The organism is Myceligenerans pegani (genome assembly GCF_014892515.1).
Taxonomy (GTDB): Bacteria; Actinomycetota; Actinomycetes; order Actinomycetales; family Cellulomonadaceae; genus Myceligenerans; species Myceligenerans pegani.
On the sequence record NZ_JADBGR010000038.1, the window covers coordinates 1 to 18,305 of the forward strand.

The 18,305-nt window shown below is 72.2% G+C and carries 20 protein-coding genes; 4 read left to right on the forward strand and 16 right to left on the reverse strand.

Translation table 11 applies throughout. The annotated features are described in order from the left end of the window. The 3 genes from IIE03_RS02455 to ehuA form a co-directional block, all read left to right on the forward strand. Positions 1–791, forward strand: a 791-nt coding sequence (locus IIE03_RS02455; RefSeq protein WP_225997142.1) for an amino acid ABC transporter permease, incomplete at its 5' end; no start/stop codon positions are given. 1 nt (position 792) lies between these two features. Then, positions 793–1,638, forward strand: coding sequence for an ectoine/hydroxyectoine ABC transporter permease subunit EhuD (gene ehuD, locus IIE03_RS02460; RefSeq protein WP_225997143.1), 846 nt, complete (start codon positions 793–795; stop codon positions 1,636–1,638). Further along, on the forward strand, positions 1,625–2,440 hold the full coding sequence (gene ehuA / locus IIE03_RS02465; RefSeq protein ID WP_192861139.1) for an ectoine/hydroxyectoine ABC transporter ATP-binding protein EhuA: 816 nt from the start codon (positions 1,625–1,627) through the stop codon (positions 2,438–2,440). Before ehuD ends, ehuA begins: the two co-directional genes overlap by 14 nt. Positions 2,441–2,572: 132 nt before the next feature. On the opposite strand, the gene IIE03_RS02470 is transcribed toward ehuA, so the two are convergent. The 9 genes from IIE03_RS02470 to IIE03_RS02510 form a co-directional block, all read right to left on the reverse strand. Continuing rightward, positions 2,573–3,361, reverse strand: coding sequence for an SDR family NAD(P)-dependent oxidoreductase (locus IIE03_RS02470; protein WP_192861140.1), 789 nt, complete (start codon positions 3,359–3,361; stop codon positions 2,573–2,575). A gap of 125 nt (positions 3,362–3,486) precedes the next feature. Continuing rightward, complete coding sequence (locus IIE03_RS02475) at positions 3,487–4,029, reverse strand: DivIVA domain-containing protein (protein ID WP_192861153.1); 543 nt, start codon at positions 4,027–4,029, stop codon at positions 3,487–3,489. An 8-nt stretch (positions 4,030–4,037) separates the two neighbouring features. Beyond that, complete coding sequence (gene rlmN / locus IIE03_RS02480) at positions 4,038–5,198, reverse strand: dual-specificity RNA methyltransferase RlmN (RefSeq protein ID WP_192861141.1); 1,161 nt, start codon at positions 5,196–5,198, stop codon at positions 4,038–4,040. Continuing rightward, on the reverse strand, positions 5,198–6,037 hold the full coding sequence (locus IIE03_RS02485; protein ID WP_192861142.1) for a phosphatidate cytidylyltransferase: 840 nt from the start codon (positions 6,035–6,037) through the stop codon (positions 5,198–5,200). Before IIE03_RS02485 ends, rlmN begins: the two co-directional genes overlap by 1 nt. A gap of 89 nt (positions 6,038–6,126) precedes the next feature. Next, complete coding sequence (frr, locus tag IIE03_RS02490; RefSeq protein ID WP_192861143.1) at positions 6,127–6,684, reverse strand: ribosome recycling factor; 558 nt, start codon at positions 6,682–6,684, stop codon at positions 6,127–6,129. Between the two features lie 93 nt (positions 6,685–6,777). Continuing rightward, positions 6,778–7,533 carry a UMP kinase gene (gene pyrH / locus IIE03_RS02495; protein WP_192861154.1) on the reverse strand — a complete coding sequence of 252 codons (756 nt, stop codon included), beginning with the start codon at positions 7,531–7,533 and terminating at the stop codon, positions 6,778–6,780. A gap of 226 nt (positions 7,534–7,759) precedes the next feature. Then, positions 7,760–8,599, reverse strand: coding sequence for a translation elongation factor Ts (gene tsf / locus IIE03_RS02500; protein WP_192861144.1), 840 nt, complete (start codon positions 8,597–8,599; stop codon positions 7,760–7,762). A 33-nt stretch (positions 8,600–8,632) separates the two neighbouring features. Next, positions 8,633–9,595: a 30S ribosomal protein S2 gene (gene rpsB / locus IIE03_RS02505; protein ID WP_192861145.1), complete on the reverse strand. Its 963-nt coding sequence runs from the start codon at positions 9,593–9,595 to the stop codon at positions 8,633–8,635. A gap of 438 nt (positions 9,596–10,033) precedes the next feature. Beyond that, complete coding sequence (locus IIE03_RS02510; protein ID WP_318842757.1) at positions 10,034–10,723, reverse strand: YoaK family protein; 690 nt, start codon at positions 10,721–10,723, stop codon at positions 10,034–10,036. A gap of 228 nt (positions 10,724–10,951) precedes the next feature. Here IIE03_RS02510 and IIE03_RS02515 point away from each other — a divergent pair, with 228 nt between their 5' ends. Further along, entirely contained in the window at positions 10,952–11,512 is a 561-nt protein-coding gene (locus tag IIE03_RS02515) for a M23 family metallopeptidase (protein ID WP_192861146.1), read from the forward strand. Positions 11,513–11,732: 220 nt separating this feature from the next. Here IIE03_RS02515 and IIE03_RS02520 read toward each other — a convergent pair whose 3' ends face one another. The 7 genes from IIE03_RS02520 to lepB form a co-directional block, all read right to left on the reverse strand. Next, positions 11,733–12,686, reverse strand: coding sequence for a tyrosine recombinase XerC (locus IIE03_RS02520; RefSeq protein WP_318842758.1), 954 nt, complete (start codon positions 12,684–12,686; stop codon positions 11,733–11,735). 207 nt (positions 12,687–12,893) lie between these two features. Beyond that, positions 12,894–14,216 carry a DNA-processing protein DprA gene (gene dprA / locus IIE03_RS02525; RefSeq protein WP_192861147.1) on the reverse strand — a complete coding sequence of 441 codons (1,323 nt, stop codon included), beginning with the start codon at positions 14,214–14,216 and terminating at the stop codon, positions 12,894–12,896. Beyond that, complete coding sequence (locus IIE03_RS02530) at positions 14,209–15,741, reverse strand: YifB family Mg chelatase-like AAA ATPase (RefSeq protein WP_192861148.1); 1,533 nt, start codon at positions 15,739–15,741, stop codon at positions 14,209–14,211. The genes dprA and IIE03_RS02530 overlap by 8 nt, the downstream gene beginning before the upstream one ends. After that, positions 15,741–16,145 carry a YraN family protein gene (locus IIE03_RS02535; RefSeq protein WP_192861149.1) on the reverse strand — a complete coding sequence of 135 codons (405 nt, stop codon included), beginning with the start codon at positions 16,143–16,145 and terminating at the stop codon, positions 15,741–15,743. Before IIE03_RS02535 ends, IIE03_RS02530 begins: the two co-directional genes overlap by 1 nt. 184 nt (positions 16,146–16,329) lie before the next feature. Continuing rightward, positions 16,330–16,629: a DUF2469 domain-containing protein gene (locus IIE03_RS02540; RefSeq protein ID WP_192861150.1), complete on the reverse strand. Its 300-nt coding sequence runs from the start codon at positions 16,627–16,629 to the stop codon at positions 16,330–16,332. Then, positions 16,626–17,414, reverse strand: a complete 789-nt coding sequence (locus IIE03_RS02545; RefSeq protein WP_225997144.1) for a ribonuclease HII — start codon at positions 17,412–17,414, stop codon at positions 16,626–16,628. Before IIE03_RS02545 ends, IIE03_RS02540 begins: the two co-directional genes overlap by 4 nt. A gap of 16 nt (positions 17,415–17,430) precedes the next feature. Continuing rightward, the gene (lepB, locus tag IIE03_RS02550; RefSeq protein WP_318842759.1) at positions 17,431–18,204 is read right to left on the reverse strand and encodes a signal peptidase I; all 774 of its coding nucleotides are present in this window, start codon (positions 18,202–18,204) and stop codon (positions 17,431–17,433) included. Between the last annotated feature and the right edge of the window lie 101 nt (positions 18,205–18,305).

Consider the following 18,305-nt stretch of genomic DNA (forward strand, 5'->3'; position numbering starts at 1 on the left):
GCCCCGGAGCCCGCGCCATGATCGCCGGAAAGAAGTTGATCAACGTGGAAGCATGGCTCCTGACGGGTAGCCAGTACACGCTCCTGCTCCGAGGAGCACTCGTCACCCTCCAGATCCTGGGCCTCGCCTTCGTGGTCGGGATCGTTCTGTCGCTCGTGGTGGGCGTGGCCCGTCTCTCCGAGCGAGCCTGGGTACGCGGCATCGCCCTGGGCTTCGTGGAGTTCGCGCGCGGGATCTCCTCGATCATCCTGCTGTTCATCGTCGCGATCGCGATCCCGATCCTGTTCGGCGTACCGCAGGAGAGCCTGATCTTGCTCGCCACGTTCGCGCTCGGCATCAACATGGGCGGGTACGGCGCGGAGATCATCCGCGGCGCGATCCAGTCGGTGCCGAAGGGCCAGACCGAGGCGTCGATCTCGCTGAACCTCACGCCCCTGCAGCGGCTGTGGCATGTCGTCCTGCCCCAGGCGATGACGGTCATCCTGCCGCCCATGGGCAACCTCACCATCGAGATCCTCAAGGGCACCGCGCTGGTCAGCCTCATCGGCCTCACGGACGTCATGCAGATGGCGCGGAACATCCGGCAGCAACAGCTCGCGGACGCGGTCGGGAACCTCCCGATGCTCTACCTCAACGTCCTGGTCATCTACTTCGTCCTGGCTCAGGTGATCAACCTGCTCTTCCGGCTCGCGGAACGGCTCATGGAGAAGCGCTACGAGGGCGGACCCGCCCTCACGGCCAAGGAGCTGGAGCGGCTGCGCCCCGCGTCGGCCGAGGGGAAGGTGGGCTGAGATGACACAGACGACAGCGGGCGCCGCACCGGTCGTCGAGGAGTTCCGGCCGCACCGCAAGTGGTTCCAGCGCCCGGACGTCCTCGTGCCCCTGATTCTCACCTCGGTGGGGTCCGCCCTGCTCATCGGCGCGGTGTCGGTCCCGGCGAACTACCGGACCCAGATGGAAGCACCACCCGGCGACGTCTCCTTCGACTGGATGTTCTTCTTCCACATGGTCCCGCTCATGGTGCAGGGCGTGCTGGTGATCGCGAAGGCGACCGTGCTGGGCTTCGCCGTGGCCGTCGTGCTGGGCTTCGTCCTGGCGCTCGGCCGGCGCACCCATGTCCGATGGGTGAGCTGGCCGACGGCGCTCGTGATCGAGTTCATCCGGTCGACGCCGCTGCTGGTGCAGCTGTTCTTCTGGCAGGCGTTCTTCCGCTCGATCGACGGCATCTCGCTCGTACCCATCGAGATCCTCACGCTCGGCCTGGGGATCCACTACGCCACCTACTGCTCGGAGGCCTACCGCGCCGGGATCAACAGCGTGGACAAGGGCCAGTGGGAGGCTGCCACGGCCCTCAACCTCGGGCCCGTGACCACCTGGTCGCGGGTCGTCATCCCGCAGGCCGTGCCGAACGTGCTGCCCGCGCTGGGCAACTACCTCGTGGCTGCGTTCAAGGACGCGCCGCTGGGTGTCGCGGTCAACGTCCACTGTCTGCTGTTCTTCGCCGACCAGGTGCGTGCCGAGACCTTCCGTACCACCGAACCGTATCTGCTGGCAGGCGTTGGCTTCCTGCTGGTGAGTCTGCCGGCGGCGTGGCTCGTCCGCCGACTCGAGAAGAGGATTTCCTATGAGCGTGTCTGAGACCGCGACCCCGGGCCAGATCTCGGAGAAGGGCGCCGCGGGCGTCCGGATGCGCGGCGTGACCAAGGCGTTCGGCAGCAACGTGGTGCTGCGCGACCTCGACCTGGACGTCGCGGCGGGCGAGCGTGTGGTCATCATCGGCCCGTCGGGTTCCGGCAAGACGACGATCCTGCGAGCCACCATGACGCTCGAGCGCATCGACTCGGGAACGATCGAGGTCGGCGGCCGCCACCTGTACCACGAGCTGCACGGCAGCAAGCTGCGCCCGGCGCGGGAGTCGCACATCCGCGCGGTGCGGTCCGACATCGGCATGGTGTTCCAGCACTTCAACCTGTTCCCGCACATGACGGCGCTGGAGAACATCATGCTGGCGCCGATGAAGGTGCACGGCAAGTCGCGCGAGCAGGCTCGCGACTCCGGCATGGAACTGCTGGACAAGGTCGGGCTGGCCCACGCAGCGAACCAGACGCCGGGGCAACTCTCCGGCGGCCAGAAGCAGCGGGTCGCGATCGCCCGTTCCCTGGCGTGCGAGCCGAAGGTGATGCTCTTCGACGAGGTCACCTCCGCCCTCGACCCGGAGCTGGTCGGGGAGGTCCTCAACGTGCTGCGGGACATCGCCGAGGAAGGCCGCACCACGATGATGCTGGTGACCCACGAGATGGGCTTCGCCCGCGAGATGGCCGACCGCGTCGTGATGTTCGACGGCGGCCAGATCATCGAGTCCGGCGCGCCCGCGGACGTGCTCGTCGATCCGCAGCACGAGCGCACGAAGGCCTTCCTCGGGGCGGTCAAGTCTCACTGAGGGCGGACACCTCGGCCGCGCGCCGAGGTCGGGCGTCGTGTTCGACGGCCGGCCTCGGCGCATCGCGTCCAGGGCTCCGTCCGTGGCCGGGACATGACGCCGACGTCCGGGCGTCGCCGCGGCCGCGGGCCGCTACTTCGGCTGCATGCGGATCGCGCCGTCCAGGCGGATGACCTCGCCGTTGATCAGGGGGTTGGCGACGATCTGGCGGACCAGCGAGGCGTACTCCGCCGGGGAGCCCATGCGCGACGGGTGCGGGATCTGCGCCGCCAGGCTCGCCTGTACCTCCTCCGGCATGCCGTCCATCATCGGGGTACGCATGATGCCGGGGGCCACCGTCACGACGCGCACCAGAAGCTTCGACAGGTCGCGCGCGATCGGCAGCGTCATCGACGCCACGCCACCCTTGGACGCCGCGTAGGCCGCCTGGCCGATCTGCCCGTCGTAGGCGGCCACGGACGCCGTGCACACGACCACGCCCCGCTCGGGCGTCACCGGGCCGCCGGGGACCTGCCCCACCCCCGGTTCGTTCGCGGCCATCGCCGCCGCCGCGAGCCGTGTCACGTTGAACGTCCCCACGAGGTTCACCCGCACCGTGCGCTCGAAGACGTCCAGCGGCGCCGGACCCTCGCGGCCGACCGTCCGGCCCGCGGTCGCGATGCCGGCGCAGTTCACGGCCACCCGCAGCGGGCCCGCCTCCTGCGCCGCGTCCACCGCGGCCCGCACCTGCTCCTCACTGGTGACGTCCGCCGGGACGAACCGGGCGCCTCGCCCGATCTCCGTCGCGGCGTCCTCGCCACGCGACGACGCCAGGTCCACCAGGGTCACCGATGCTCCGTCGTCGGCCAGGACTCGCGCCGTCGCGAAGCCGAGGCCCGACGCCCCGCCCGTGACGATCGCCGATGCTCCGTCCAGCTGCATGCATGCCTCCTCGATGAGGTACTGCCGCGCGGGGTCCCCGCGCCTGACGGGAACAGCCTAGGAGAGCCCCGGTCCCCGGCGTCACGCGAGGGCGGCACGGCATCGCACGGCGCCGACCCGCCGCGTCACTCGACGCCGAGCAGGACCTCGACCGCCCGGGAGAAGAACGCGTCCACGGACGCCTCCTCGTAGGCCTCGGGCCCGCGCGCGCGACCGAAGGTCGCGGACCGCACCTCGGCGGCGGTCAGCGGCTCCTGCCGGTCGAAATAGCCGACGAGCCGGTCGCACAGGTCGTCGACGTCGTCCATGTTGTAGCCCTGCTGGCCACGCTCGGCGGGCGCGAACTTCTCGCCGTCGGGCCTGCCCAGCCGGCCGTACAGCGTCCGGGCGCGCTCGGCGAGCGCGTTCATCCAGGCCTGCTGGCCGTTCGCGGACACGTACTCGGCGCGCTGCCGCGCGATGAACGCCGCCTCGAGGCGGTCGAGCGCCGCGTCGACCTCGTGCGTGTTGTACCCGCCGCGGACCAGGTCGAACGTCGACGCCTGGATGTCGGCGCTGGTCACACGTTCCGCCGTGCGACCTTCGTACGCCTGCCGGGCGTGCTCGAAGAACTCGTCCACCTCGTCCCGGTCGTAGCCGGTGCGGTACGGGGGAACGTTGTTGAACATGCCACCACTCACTCGTCGTCCTCCTCAGCGGCCAGCTGTCCGCAGGCGCCGTCGATGTCGCTACCGCGTGTGTCCCGGATCGTCGTGGGAATCCCGTGCCCGCGCAATCGTGCCACAAACTCGTCCTCGACCTCGCGATCACTGGCGGTCCAGATCGAGCCCGGCGTCGGGTTCAGGGGGATCGGGTTGACGTGCACCCAGCCCCTGCCCCGGGCGTTGAGCTTCTTCCCGAGCAGGTCGGCACGCCAGCCGTGGTCGTTCATGTCCTTGATGAGGGCGTACTCGATCGACACACGCCGGCCCGTGACGTCGTAGTAGTGCCGGGCCGCGTCGATCGCCTCGTCGACGCTCCAGCGCGTGTTGATCGGCACGAGCTCGCTGCGCAGGTCGTCGTCGGGCGCATGCAGGCTCAGCGCCAGCGTGACCGGGATGCCCTCGTCGGCCAGCTTGCGCATGGCGGGAACCAGGCCCACGGTCGAGACCGTGATGTTGCGCGCGCTCATGCCGAGACCGTCGGGCTGCGGGGCGACGAGGGTGCGGACGGTCTCGATGATCGCCTTGTAGTTCGCCAGGGGCTCGCCCATGCCCATGAAGACCAGGTTGTTCAGCCGCGCGGGGCCACCGGGGATCTCCCCGCGGTCCAGGGCGCGGAACGCCGCTCGCACCTGCTCCAGGATCTCGGCCGTGGACAGGTTGCGCGTCAGGCCGAGCTGGCCCGTCGCGCAGAACGGGCACGCCATGCCGCAGCCCGCCTGGCTCGACACGCACAGCGTGGTGCGCTGCGGGTACCGCATCAGCACCGACTCGACCTTGGCGTCGTCGAACAGGTGCCAGAGGGTCTTGACCGTCGTCCCGCCGTCGGCCTCCATGACCTTGGTGGGACGGATCAGCTGCGGGAACATCGTCTCGGCGAGCGCGGTACGGCTCGCGGCCGGCAGATCGGTCATCTCGGCCGGGTCGGACGTGAAGTGCGTGAAGTAGTGCGTGGCCAGCTGCTTGGCCCGGAACGGCTTCTCCCCCGCCTCGACCACGGATGCCACCCGCTCGGCGGCGGTGAGGTCCGCGAAGTGGCGCGGCGGCTTGCCGCGCCGGCGCGGGGCCATCTGGAGCGGGATCGGCGTGGTCTCGTCACCGGGACGGACCTGGGAGGCAGGGGAAGGAACGGACATCAGGCGACCACCGAGAGAACGAGATAGACGAAGGGTGCGGTCAGCAGGAGCGAATCCAGCCGGTCGAGCACGCCCCCGTGCCCCGGGAGCAGCGAACCCATGTCCTTCAATTCTAGGTCCCGCTTGAGGAGTGACTCGGCCAGATCACCGATCGTGGCCGTGACGGCCGTCAGCACGCCGAGGACCACCCCGACCAGAGGGTCCGCCCCGAGCCCGTAGACGGCGCCCAGCACGCCCACGCCCGAGGCGAGCACGAGAGAGCCCATCAGGCCCTCCCACGACTTCTTCGGGCTCACGGTCGGAGCGAGCGGGTGGCGCCCGAGAAGCACCCCGGCGATGTAGCCGCCCGTGTCGTTCGCGACCGCCAGCAGCACGAACAGGGCCACGCGGAGCTCGCCGTCGGGCTGCGCGAGCATGAGCGCGACGAAGCCGGCGAGGAAGGGCAGATAGGCGGCGCCGAAGGTGGCCGCGGCCGCGTCACGGACCGCCGACGTCCCGGAGCCGTCCAGCGCCCGCCAGACCACGCACGCACCCACCGTGAGCATGAACGCGACGAGCAGCGCCTCGGCGCCGCCGTAGTAGGCCGACACCAGCATCCCGACGGAGCCCGCGAAGAGCGGCGTCATCGGCAGCCGCAACCGGCGACGGGCGAACGCCTGCCGCAGTTCCCACAGGCCCGCCCACATGAGCACGGCCTCGAACGCGAGGAACGGCTCCGGCCGCCAGTACAACGACGCGGCGACCGCCGCGAGCAGGAGGAGGCCGACGGCGATCGCGGCCGGGAGGTTGCGGCCGGCGCGCGACGTCCGGCCGGCGGCCGGCTCGGGCGACCGTGGCATCGGGACCTCGCTCGGAACGGGTACGGGCTGGGCGGTGCTGGGCTGGACGGTACTGGGCAGGGCGGTGCTGGGCTGGGCTCGGCGCGGCATCAGACCTCGAGCAGCTCGCTCTCCTTGCCCGCGAGCAGCGCGTCCACCGCCTCGACGTGGCGCTTGGTCAGGGCCTCGAGGTCCTTCTCCGCGCGAGCCACCTCGTCCTCGCCCGCCTCGCCGTCCTTCACGATGCGGTCGAGCGTGTCCTTGGCCTTGCGGCGCACGTTGCGCACGACGACGCGCGCCTCCTCCGCCTTCTGCTTGGCGAGCTTCACGTAGTCGCGGCGGCGCTCCTCGGTGAGGGTGGGCATGATCACGCGGATCGCGTTGCCGTCGTTCGACGGGTTCACGCCGAGATCCGACTCGCGCAGGGCCTTCTCGATGGTCGTCATCGAGCTCTTGTCGAACGGCGAGATCAGCACCGTGCGCGCGTCCGGGATGTTGAACGACGCGAGCTGCTGCAGCGGCGTCGGCGCCCCGTAGTAGTCGACGGTGATCTTGTTGAACATGCCGGCGTTCGCGCGCCCGGTACGGATCCCCGCGAAGTCCTCCTTGGCGACCTCGATCGCCTTCTCCATCTTCTCCTCGGCTTCGAGAAGTGTCTCGTCGATCACCGGTACTCCTGTCTCTTGCTGCTGGTCCGTCGGTGCACTGCTAGGTCACTCTAGTCCGAAGAAGCGACGTGAGAGCGACGTGAGCGGGCCGCCCTATCGCGCGGTGACGAGCGTGCCGAGGGGCTCCCCCTGGAGCGCACGCGTCACGTTACCGTCCCCCTCCATGCCGAAGACCCGCATCTGGACGTCGTTGTCGCGGCACATGCTCAGCGCGGTGGCGTCCATGACCGCCAGCCCCTTCACGAGTGCCTCCGTGTAGGTGACATGCTCCAGCTTCCGCGCGTCGGGCACCTTGCGGGGGTCCGCGTCGTACACGCCGTCGACCCCGTTCTTGCCCATCAGCACCTGCTCGCAGTGCGTCTCGAGCGCACGCTGCACCGAGACCGTGTCCGTCGAGAAGTACGGCAGCCCCGCCCCCGCACCGAAGATGACCACGCGGCCCTTCTCCAGGTGCCGGATGGCACGCAGCGGGATGTACGGCTCCGCCACCTGTCCCATCGCGATCGCGGTCTGGACCCGGGTGGTGACCCCCGCCTGCTCGAGGAAGTCCTGCAGCGCGAGACAGTTCATCACCGTACCGAGCATGCCCATGTAGTCGGCCCGCGCCCGGTCCATGCCGGCCTGGCTCAGCTCGGCACCGCGGAAGAAGTTTCCTCCGCCGACGACGATCGCCACCTGGATCCCGCTGCGCACCGCCTCGCCGACCTCGGCGGCGATGCGTCGCACCACCCCGGCGTCCAGACCGATGCTGCCGCCGCCGAACGCCTCGCCCGAGAGCTTCAGGAGCACGCGCCGCGCGGGATTGCCCTCCGAGTCGACGGCCCTGCCGGTCGCCGCGTGCGGTGTCATCGCGGCCGCGGTGGGCAGCAGCCGCCGCTCCTTGCCGCTCCGGTCGTCCTGATCGCTCACGTGCCTCGCCCTTCGTTCGTGGTCGCCGGTGTTCGTGGTGGTCCCCTGAGAATCGTGCCGTACCCGCCGTCCCGTCGCGCATCCTCGGCCCGCGTCCGGCGTGGCCCGCCGTCGATACGCCGGTGGCCCGGCCCGCGTGTACGCGGACCGGGCCACCCGTGGTGCGTCAGGAACCGACGCGGAAACGGACGAACGCCTGCAGCGTGCCGTTCGCGTCGGCGACGTACTTGCCGACCGTCGTCTTCGAGTCCTTCGCCAGCGCCTGGTCCAGCAGCACGGCCTCCTTGAAGAAGCCGTTCAGGCGGCCCTCGACGATCTTCGGGAGCGCCGCCTCCGGCTTGCCCTCGGCGATCGAGCGCTCGCGAGCGATCTCGCGCTCCTTCTCGACGACGTCCGCCGGGACGTCCTCGCGGGTCAGGTACTTCGGCGCCAGGGCGGCCACGTGCTGGGCCACGTCCTTGGCGACGGCGGCACCCGCCTCGTCGGTCACCACGACGACGCCCACGCTCGGCGGCAGGTCCTTCGCCGTCCGGTGCAGGTACGTGGTGATGCTCGGGCCCTCGACACGCGCGACCCGGCGCAGCACGACCTTCTCGCCCAGCGTCGCACCCTCGGTGGCGATCAGGTCGGCGACCGTGCCCTCCCCGGCGGGGGCGGCCGCGGCCGAGACCTCGTCCGTGGCGCCCGCGGCGTCGGCGGCCTCGAGAACGGCGTCGGCCAGGGCGATGAACTTCTCGTTCTTCACGACGAAGTCCGTCTCGGCGTTCAGCTCGATCATCGTGGCGACCTGGCCGTCGGCGGTGTCGGAGACCTTCACCGCGACGAGGCCCTCCGACGTGGCGTTGCCCTCGCGCTTGGCGGCGCGGGCCAGGCCCTTCTTGCGAATGATCTCGACGGCCTTCTCGGCGTTGCCGTCGGCCTCGTCGAGAGCCTTCTTGACGTCGAGCATGCCCGCGCCGGTCTTCTCGCGCAGAGCCTTGATGTCAGCGGCGGTGTAGTTCGCCATTGTCGTTAGTCCTCCGTGCAGGTGGGTCGGCTGTCACTTCTCGGTGGGCTCGGCGGCGGGGGCGTCGGAGGACGCCTCCTCCTCGGCCGGCGCCTCCGTGGCCGGCACCTCGGCAGCCGGGGTGGCCTCGGCGGCGGGGGTGGCCTCGGCGGCCGGGGCCGACTCGGCGGCCGGAGAGGTCTCAGCGGCCGGAGCGGACTCGCCCTCGGGCGCGTCCTTGCCCTCGCCCGCCAGGAGCTCACGCTCCCACTCGGCCAGCGGCTCGGCCTCGGCGGCCGCCTCCTCCTCGGCCCCGGTCTTGCCGGAGTGGCGCTTCATGAGGCCCTCGGCGGCCGCGTCGGCGATCACGCGCGTCAGCAGGCTGACGGAGCGGATGGCGTCGTCGTTGCCGGGGATGGCGTAGTCGACCATGTCCGGGTCGCAGTTGGTGTCGAGGATGGCCACGACGGGGATGCCCAGCTTGCGGGCCTCGTCCACCGCGAGGTGCTCCTTGTTCGTGTCGACGATCCACACGGCCGAGGGAACCTTGGCCATGTCGCGGATGCCGCCGAGCGTGCGCGTGAGCTTGTCCTTCTCGCGGCGCAGCACGAGGAGCTCCTTCTTCGTGAGGCCCGAGCCGGCCACGTCGTCGAAGTCGATCTCCTCGAGCTCCTTGAGGCGCTGCAGGCGCTTGTGCACGGTGGAGAAGTTGGTGAGCATGCCGCCCAGCCAGCGGTGGTTGACGTACGGCATGCCGACGCGCGCGGCCTGCTCGGCGACCGCCTCCTGCGCCTGCTTCTTCGTGCCGACGAACAGGATCGTGCCACCGTGGGCGACGGTCTCCTTGACGAACTCGTAGGCGCCGTCGATGTACGACAGCGACTGCTGGAGGTCGACGATGTAGATGCCGTTGCGCTCGGTGAAGATGAACCGCTTCATCTTCGGGTTCCAACGGCGGGTCTGGTGCCCGAAGTGGACACCGCTCTCGAGGAGCTGACGCATGGACACGACGGCCATGACTCGTCCTTCCGGTGCACTGCCGGGCTCCGCCCGTGCCGGTGCACACGATCAGGCGGCGGCAGCTCTCGCTCCCGCCGCAGTTTCCGGTTCCGCGACGGCCGTCGGCTGACGGCCGTCCCTGGCGTCACCCCGCCCGGCGCCGCCGTCGGCCGGAAGCCTGGGGCGGACCGATGCCGTGACGGGCACACGTGACGCGCGATGTCGATCGATGAGCGATGGTCGCTCAGCACAGCGATCGCGGCTCGAAGTCTACCGGACGACGACGGCGCCGGGCGCGGTCGCGTCTGTGATCCTCGTGGGCGCCGGCGACGATCCCGCGGTCGTCCGGGGACGCCGCGTTCCGTGGCGGGACCGGCGTGATCGCGAGGCGGCCGGGCTCCGGTGGCGGCGTCGTCAGCCGGTCCGGACGCGCCGGCGCCCCCGCTCCTCCCGGCGTCAGCGGTGCCGGAGATGTCCGACGACGGTCACCGCGAGGCTCCCGACGCCCGCGACCAGCATGCCCAGTCCGACGCCGGCGCTCCCCGCGAGGTTCAGCAGCAGGGCGCCGAACGCGGCCCCGGCGAGGATGAGCACGACCGCGAGGAGCCGGCGCGCCCAGTTCTCGCCGCTGCCCTGCGCGAGGCGGGAGTCGGCGGCCAGCCCGGTGAGCGTGGAGGTGACCACCACGGTGGTGACGTCCTTGACCGCGATCCGCCGGGCCGCGGCCGCCTGCAGACCCATCGCGACGGCGAGCACGCCCGTCACCGTGAAGCCCCAGGGCGTCCCCTCGGACGGCGGCTCGATCATGGCCGCCACGCCGAGCACGGTCGCGACGGTCCCGGTGACCGCGAAGGCGATCGTCGACGCCCGGGCCCAGTCCCTCGGGGCGGCATTGGTGAGGCGTCCGCCGAGCAGCGCGCCGGCGAAGAAGGCGCCGAGCGCGAGGAGCGGACCGGCGACCGGGAGGTCGTCACCGCCCGCCAGCGCCATGCCGAGGATGACGACGTTGCCGGTCATGTTCGCGATGAAGACGCGGTCGAGACCGAGGTAGCCGACGGCGTCGACGATCCCCGTGGTGAAGGTCAGCACGAGCAGCAGCACGAGTTGGGAGGGGATCCTCGGGCCTGCGTCGGGAGTGGTGGTCACGGCGTCATGGTGCCACGGGGCAGCGATCTCGGATGTCACAGGACGCGTCGCGGACGACTCGGCTCATCGGTCGGCCCGGGTGAGCGGGCCCTGGCTGGACCGATGCCGGTACCGCCCTGAGGAGGTGACGGCATCCGACGCCGACCGACGGCTGGGGATCACTGCAATTGTGCACATGGCGGGCCCATGCCCGCCGCACGACGGCGGTGCGGGCGTCAGGCTCGTGTCATGAACCTTCTCGCCGCGACCTTCCTGACCCTCGCGCTCGTCGTGCTGCCCGCGAATCCCGCGTACGGGACCGGCGAAGCCCGGGCCGAGCCCGCCGTGCCGGCCTCGGCCGGGCCGGTGTCAGCCGTCGGTGGCGGGTTCGTGCCGCCCGTGGGTGGCGCGCATTCATCGGCGCGGGTCGCGCGCCCGTTCGATCCCCCGGCCAGCGCGTGGAGTGCCGGCCATCGGGGCGTGGACCTCGCCGCGACCGTCGGTGCGGGGGTCGGATCTCCCGGTCCGGGGACAGTGACGTTCGCGGGCACGGTCGCGGGCCGGGGCGTGGTGGTCGTGGCGCATGCCGGCGGGCTGCGCTCCAGCCTCGAACCGGTGGCCGCGACGGTCGCGGTCGGCACCTCGGTGGCCGCCGGAGATCCGCTCGGCACGGTCGAGGCGACGTCATCGGGGCACTGCGCCCCCGAGTCCTGCGTCCACTGGGGTGTCCGCAGCGGCGGGCGCTACGTCGACCCGCTCGCGCTGCTGCGACCGGAGCGTCCGGCCGTCGTGCTGCTCCCGGACTCCTGAACGTAGTCCGGAACGGGCGGCACCGGGAACACCGCCGGGAAATCCTGGCAGGTGGCGAGCCCACCGCTGACCGGCCGCGGAACTGGGTGCGGCGGGCTTCACCGACGGCAGGAGGGAGTGAACCCGCATCCGGCCTGGCCACAGGAGCTGGGTGAAGCGGATTTCACCGACGTCAGGCGTGAGCCCACCCCGGCCAGGCCGCCGGGTCCGGGAGCGGGCGTCACGCCCGGGGGAACGCCTGGGCGTAGACGGCGCGAAGCCTGTCCGCGTCCACGTGGGTGTAGCGCTGCGTCGTGGCGAGGCTCGCGTGCCCGAGGACCTCTTGGACGGACCGGAGGTCCGACCCGCCCTGCAGGAGGTGGGTCGCCGCGGAGTGGCGCAGGGCGTGGGGTGCGACGTCCTGCACGCCGGCGAGCGCCGCGAGCCGGTGGACCGACTCGCGCACCTGCCGCTGACCCCAGCGTCCGCCCCGCTCCCCCACGAGGAAGGCGTCGCCCGTGGTGGCGGTCGCGAGCTCGGGCCGTCCCTCGGTGAGCCACTCGTGCACGGCGCGAGCGGCCGGGATGCCGAAGGGCACGACGCGCTCCTTGCCGCCCTTGCCGAGCACCCGGACGAGGCGCTCGGCCTGGTCCACCTGGCCGACGTCGACCGAGACGAGTTCCCCCACCCGGATCCCCGCTCCGTAGAGCAGTTCGGCGGCAACCCAGGCTCGCAGTGCGGCGGGCCGGGCCGGGCCCTCGGTGTCGTGGGCCCACTCGCGCGCGGCGTCGAGCAGGCGGGCGGCGTCGTCGACGTCGAGCACGGTCGGGAGCGTCCGCGGGACCCGCGGGCTCGCGAGCCGCGCCGACACGTCCTCGTCCACGAGGCCGCTGCTCGCGGCCCAGCGCAGGAACGCGCGGGCGGACGCCCCCCGCCGCGCGAGGGTGGAGCGGGCGAGGCCCCGGTCGGACTGCGCGGCGAGCCAGCCGCGCAGGGTCGCGAGATCGAGCGCGGCGAGCGACCCACGCCCGTGTCGCGTGGCGTATCGCAACAGGTCCGTCACGTCGGCCAGGTAGGCGCGCCGGGTGTGCGCGGAGTGGCCGCGCTGGGTGTCGAGATGCGTGGCGAACCGGCTCACCGCCTGATCGAGTTCGTCGGGGAGCCGCGGAAAGCCGGACAGGTCCGTAAGGTCCACGTATTCCAGTCTGCTGCCGCGGCCCCCGTTCCCCGCGCACCTCCGGCGGTGTGTCCCCCGAAGCACGCATCACGACCTCCGGGAGCCGTCACCGGCCCAGGCCGCCGTCGGGCCGTGTCTGCCGCCGACGGGCCGTGTCACCGTGCCCTGGCGTCACGTCACTGTGCCCTCGGGTCCGTGCCGTCGGGTCCGTGCCCTCGCGTCATGTCACCGGGAGCCGCGGCGCCAGGCCCCGCCCTCCTTCTCGGCGAGACCCGCGAGCAGGAGCCTGCCCAGCTTCGCGCGCGTCTCGTCCACCGCGAGGCCCGCGACGCGGGCGACGCTCTCCACGGGTGCGCCACGACGCACCGGAAGGGCGTCGAGCACCGCCTTCGCGGACGGATCGAGTCCGTCGCCCGGGCGGTGCTCCCCGTGCCGCGCGGGCGCGGCGTCCGTCGCGCCTCCGGCGAGCTCGGCAGCCTCGGCCGCGTCCGTCACGCACACCGCGGCGCCGGAGCGCAGGAGTTCGTGGCAGCCGGCGGACGCCATCGACGTGACCGGGCCCGGCACGGCCCCCACCGGCCGCAGGAGCCGGGTCGCGTGGTTCGCCGTCGACAGGGCGCCGGAGCGCATCGCGGCCTCGACGACCACCGTCGCCGAGCCGAGTGCCGCGATGATGCGGTTGCGGGCCAGGAAGCGCTGCCGGAAGGGAGTGGAGCCGGGCGGGACCTCCGCCACGACGGCGCCACCGCTCATCGCCGTCTCCATCAGCCGCCGGTTGCCCGACGGATACAGCCGGTCCACGCCGGAGGCGAGCAGCACCAGGGTGCTCCCGTCGACAGCGAGCGCCGCGCGGTGCGCCTCGGCGTCGATGCCGTGCGCGCCGCCCGAGACCACCGTGAACCCGCGGGCGGCGAGCCCGGACGCCAGGTCCCGCGCGACGCGCTCGCCGTAGCTCGTGGAGGCGCGCGAGCCGACCAGCGCGACGGCCCGCCGCGACAGGCCGGCCAGGTCGCCGCGTCCCCGGACCCAGAGCGCGTGCGGGGCGGCGGGTCCGAGGGCGTCGAGGCCGCCCGGCCACCCGGCGTCACCCGGCAGGAGAAGGGTGCCGTCCAGGCGCTCGAGGGCCTCGAGGTCCTGGCGCGGCGCCAGGCCCTCGAGCCGCGAGGCCCAGCGCCGGACGCCTGCCATGAGCGCGCGCGCCGGCGAGTGCGTCCCTGTTCCGGGTGCGGCACTCCGGCCTGCGCCCGGCGAGCCACCGGCATGACGGTCGTGGACCGTCACCGTCTCTCCCGTCACCATCTCTCCCGCCAGCGTGCGAGCCACGCGCGCCCCGGGTTCCAGCCGGGCGAGTTCCGCGGACGCCTCCCCGGGCCGGGCCGCCGCACCGGCGACCCATGCGAGGGCCTCGCCCGCGCCCAACGCCGCGACGAGTGCGCCGGCGACCACGTCACCCGGCTCGGCGAGGCGCGACCACGCGGCGCCGGCCAGCACCGGGTCTGCCGTGTCGAACCGGAATCGCGCCGGCGATCCGGGCGCGTGCTCAACCATGGCGGCCTCCTCTCCGCAGGCCGAGCGCGTCCCCGACGTCGTCCACCGTCGGCGCGTCCCGTCCGGCGAGGTCCGCGATGGTCCAGGCGACCCGCAGGACCCGGTCGGCGCCCCGCAGGCTGAGCATTCCGGTCGAGAGGGCATGGTCGAGCAGGTCGCCGATGTCCTCGCGCGGCCGGAGGGTCTCGCGCAGCCACGATCCGGGGACCTCCGCGTTCGTCGTCCAGCCGGTGCCGCGCAGGCGTTCCCGCGCGGCCTGCCGCGCCGAGACGACCCGCTCCGCCACGGACGCCGTCGGCTCCCCCGAACCCTGCTGCCGGTCCACGTTCGCCACTGGGAGGACCTCGACCTGCAGGTCCACCCGGTCGAGCAGCGGGCCGGACAGGCGCCCGAGGTACTTGCGCCGGACCGTGGGCGTGCAGGTGCACTCCAGGCCCTTGCCGATCGACATCCCGCACGGGCACGGGTTGGCGGCGAGCACCATCTGGAACCGTGCCGGGTAGCGGGCCACCCCGGCGGTCCGGTGGATGGTCAGCTCGCCCTGTTCGAGCGGTTGCCGCAGCGTGTCGAGCACGCTCGGCCGGAACTCGGCCACCTCGTCGAGGAACAGGATGCCGCGGTGGGCCCGCGTCGCCGCGCCCGGCCGCGGCACCCCGGACCCGCCGCCCACCACGGCCGCCGGGGTCGCCGTGTGGTGCGGGTCCTCGAACGGTGGGCGCCGGATCAGCCCGTCCGCCGGATCGAACGTTCCGGCGACGGAATGCACGGCCGTGACCTCGACGGCCTCCCTCTCGGTCAGGTCCGGCAGGATGCCGGGGAGCCGCGAGGCGAGCATCGTCTTGCCCGAACCCGGCGGACCGACGAAGAACAGGTGGTGACCTCCCGCGGCGGCGACCTCCAGCGCGCGGCGTGCGTCGGCCTGGCCGACGACGTCCGCCATGTCGCCCGGCGCGAAGGTGTACCCGGCGGTCCGGGGCCGTCGTACGGGTTCGACACTGCGGACGAGTGCCGCGTCCCCGCCGTGCAGGGCGACGACCTCGCCGAGACTGGCCGCGCCGATCACCCGCGCGCCCGGGACGAGACGCGCCTCGTCCGCGTCGCAGACCGCCACGACGATGCGCTCGTACCCCGCGTCGACCGCCGCCGCGACCGCCGGGAGCACCCCGCGCACGGGCTGGATCCGGCCGTCCAGCCCGAGCTCGCCCAGGTGCACCACGCCATCCAGCCCGCCGGCGGGGATCTCGCCGGCGCCGGCAAGCACCGCCACGGCGATCGCCAGGTCGTAGCCGCTGCCCCGCTTGCGCAGCCCCGCCGGCGACAGGTTCACCGTGATCTTCCGGACCGGCCAGGTCAGCCCGGTCGACGTCACGGCCGCGCGGACACGGTCCCGCGACTCGTTGAGCGCCGTGTCCGGCAGCCCCACCACGGTGAACCCCGGCACGGTGGCACTCAGGTGCGCCTGCACCTGCACCATGTGGCCCTCCAGCCCGACGAGAGAGACCGCCATCGTGGTCGCCACGCCCATCAGAGCACCGCCTCCAGGTGCTCGACCACCGGCCCGGCTCCGGCGGGCAGCGTCACCGCGATCACGTCGATCCGCACCGCCGACCAGCTGCGTGGCAGGTCGGCGCCCTCGCGAGCGCGCGCCTGGTCCACCGCGTGCCGGTGCACCTCGGTCCACCGCGCGGCCAGCAGGCGCAGCCGTGCCAGCTTGCGCGGCGTCACTCCCTCGCTGGGATGCCCGAACCCGGCGCCCGACCGGGTCTTGACCTCTACCACCACGAGCACGTCGCCGTCGAGCGCGACGATGTCGAGCTCACCGAGGCGCCCGCACCGCCAGTTCGTCGCGAGCACGGTCCACCCGCGTGCCGCGACATGTGCCAGCGCGATCCGTTCCCCGCTCCGGCCGACCTCGTCCTTGGTTCGCATCCGCCCCACCTCCGCGACCAGCCTGCGCCACGTCACCCTCCCATGAAGGGCCTCGCATCAGCGCCGGTGCGGAAGCAGCGCCTTCCACAACCACCGGTCGGCGTCTCCCCCGCAGATTCCCGTCACACGCGTCTGCACCGGCGACGAAATGACCCACGAGCGGTCCGTGCGGCCGGCGACCACGTCAGAGCGTCAGCTCGGCCTTCGCCAGCTCCTCGACGTTCACGTCCTTGAAGGTCACCACCCGCACGGACTTCACGAACCGCGCGGAGCGGTACACGTCCCACACCCAGGCATCGGCCATCCGCAGTTCGAAGTACACCTCGCCCGCGGCCGAACGCACCTGCAGGTCCACCTGGTTGGCGAGATAGAACCGCCGCTCGGTCTCCACCACGTACGAGAACAGGCTCACCACGTCCCGGTACTCGCGATAGAGCGCGAGCTCCATGTCCGTCTCGTAGTTCTCGAGGTCTTCGGCACTCACCCGGCCATCATCGCACCCGGCAGGTTCCACGACCGCCGGTGCAACACGCTGGGCCCGCGGTTGGCCAGCGCCTCCAGGTGGGCCGGGGCGCTGTAGCCCTTGTTGTTCGCCCAGTCGTAGTGGGGATGGTCACCGGCGAGTCGCGTGAGGATGGCGTCCCGCTCGACCTTCGCGAGCACGCTCGCCCCGGCGACGGAGGAGCAGCGCATGTCGGCCTTGATCATGGTGACGACATCCGGCCCGCTGACCACGTCCGCGGCGGTGACGCCGATGTCCCCCGCTCCGTCGGGCGCGACATCGGCGGAGCCGGTCACGACGTCGATTCCACCGGACGCGAACAGGTCCGGCCCGGGGTCGCTCAGCCAGTCGTGCTTGCCGTCGAGCAGGACGACGTCGACCCTGCCCACCGTGGACTCCACCTCGGTCAGCGCACGCCGCCCGGCGAGCCGCAGCGCGGCGATGATGCCGTGCGCGTCGATCTCGGCGGCGGACGCGTGCCCCACCGCGGCGGCGAGTGCCCAGCGGCGCACCTTCGGCACGAGTCCTTCGCGCGCCGCGGCCGTGAGCAGCTTCGAGTCGGCGAGGCCCTTCGGCGCCGTGCGGGTACGCGCGTCGACCACGACGACGCCCACGCTCACCGGGCCGGCCAGGGCGCCCCGCCCCACCTCGTCCATCCCTGCGACGAGCAACGGCCCGGAAGCGAGCAGCGCCCGCTCGGTGCGCAGCGTGGGGGTGATCCGCGCCGCGCCCGGCGTCGTCACCCGTGGCGTGCTCTTCTCGGCCAACGCTCCGGCCCTCGGGTCAGGCGGACGGCTCTGGAGCCGATGCCGCTTCGTCCGGGACGTCGACGAACACACTGGCCGGATTGGAGTGCCACTCCATCCTGTCGAGCGGCCAGACCGTCGAGAACGCGGTTCCCACGACGTTGTCCACCGGGACGAACCCGCCGCCCGGCTTGCTGGTGTTGAAGCGGGAGTCGGCCGAGTTCTGCCGGTGATCGCCCATGACGAAGAGCATGTCCTGGGGCACGGTGACGTCGAACGCCTTGCCTCCGCTGGGCGAGTTACCCGGCTTCAGATACAGCGACTCGTCGATCGGCACGCCGTTGACCTGCACGGGCCCGCCGTCGTTGGCACACTCGTCGTCGCACACCACGTGGTCGCCGGGCAGGCCGATCGCGCGCTTGATCAGGTGCTCGCCGGTGTCGGACGGCAGCAGGCCGACGACCGTCAGACCCGCCGTGATCGCGTTGCCGACGGGGCCCCGGTCGGGCGGCGTGTACGGCTGCAGCCAGCCGCCCGGGTCCACGAACACGACGATGTCGCCGCGTTCCAGGTCGATGAGACCGGGGGTGAGACGCGAGACCATGACCCGGTCGCCGGTGACGAGCGTGTTCTCCATGGACGCGCTCGGAATGTAGAACGACTGCACCAGGAAGGTCTTGATCAGGAACGACAGCACCAGGGCGCTGATCACGATGATCGCGATCTCCTTGAGGACCGCGAGCCCGCCGGACTGCTCCTTCGGGGATCTCCTCGGAGACTTTGCGTGCTGCGCCACGGGATAGGTCGTCACGGATCTCACTTTGTCAGCTCGGTCGGGTCACGGCTCAGGGAGCCTCCACGACTGTAGTGCACGCTCCTGTGAATATTCGCACCACACGCCGCCGGCCGGGC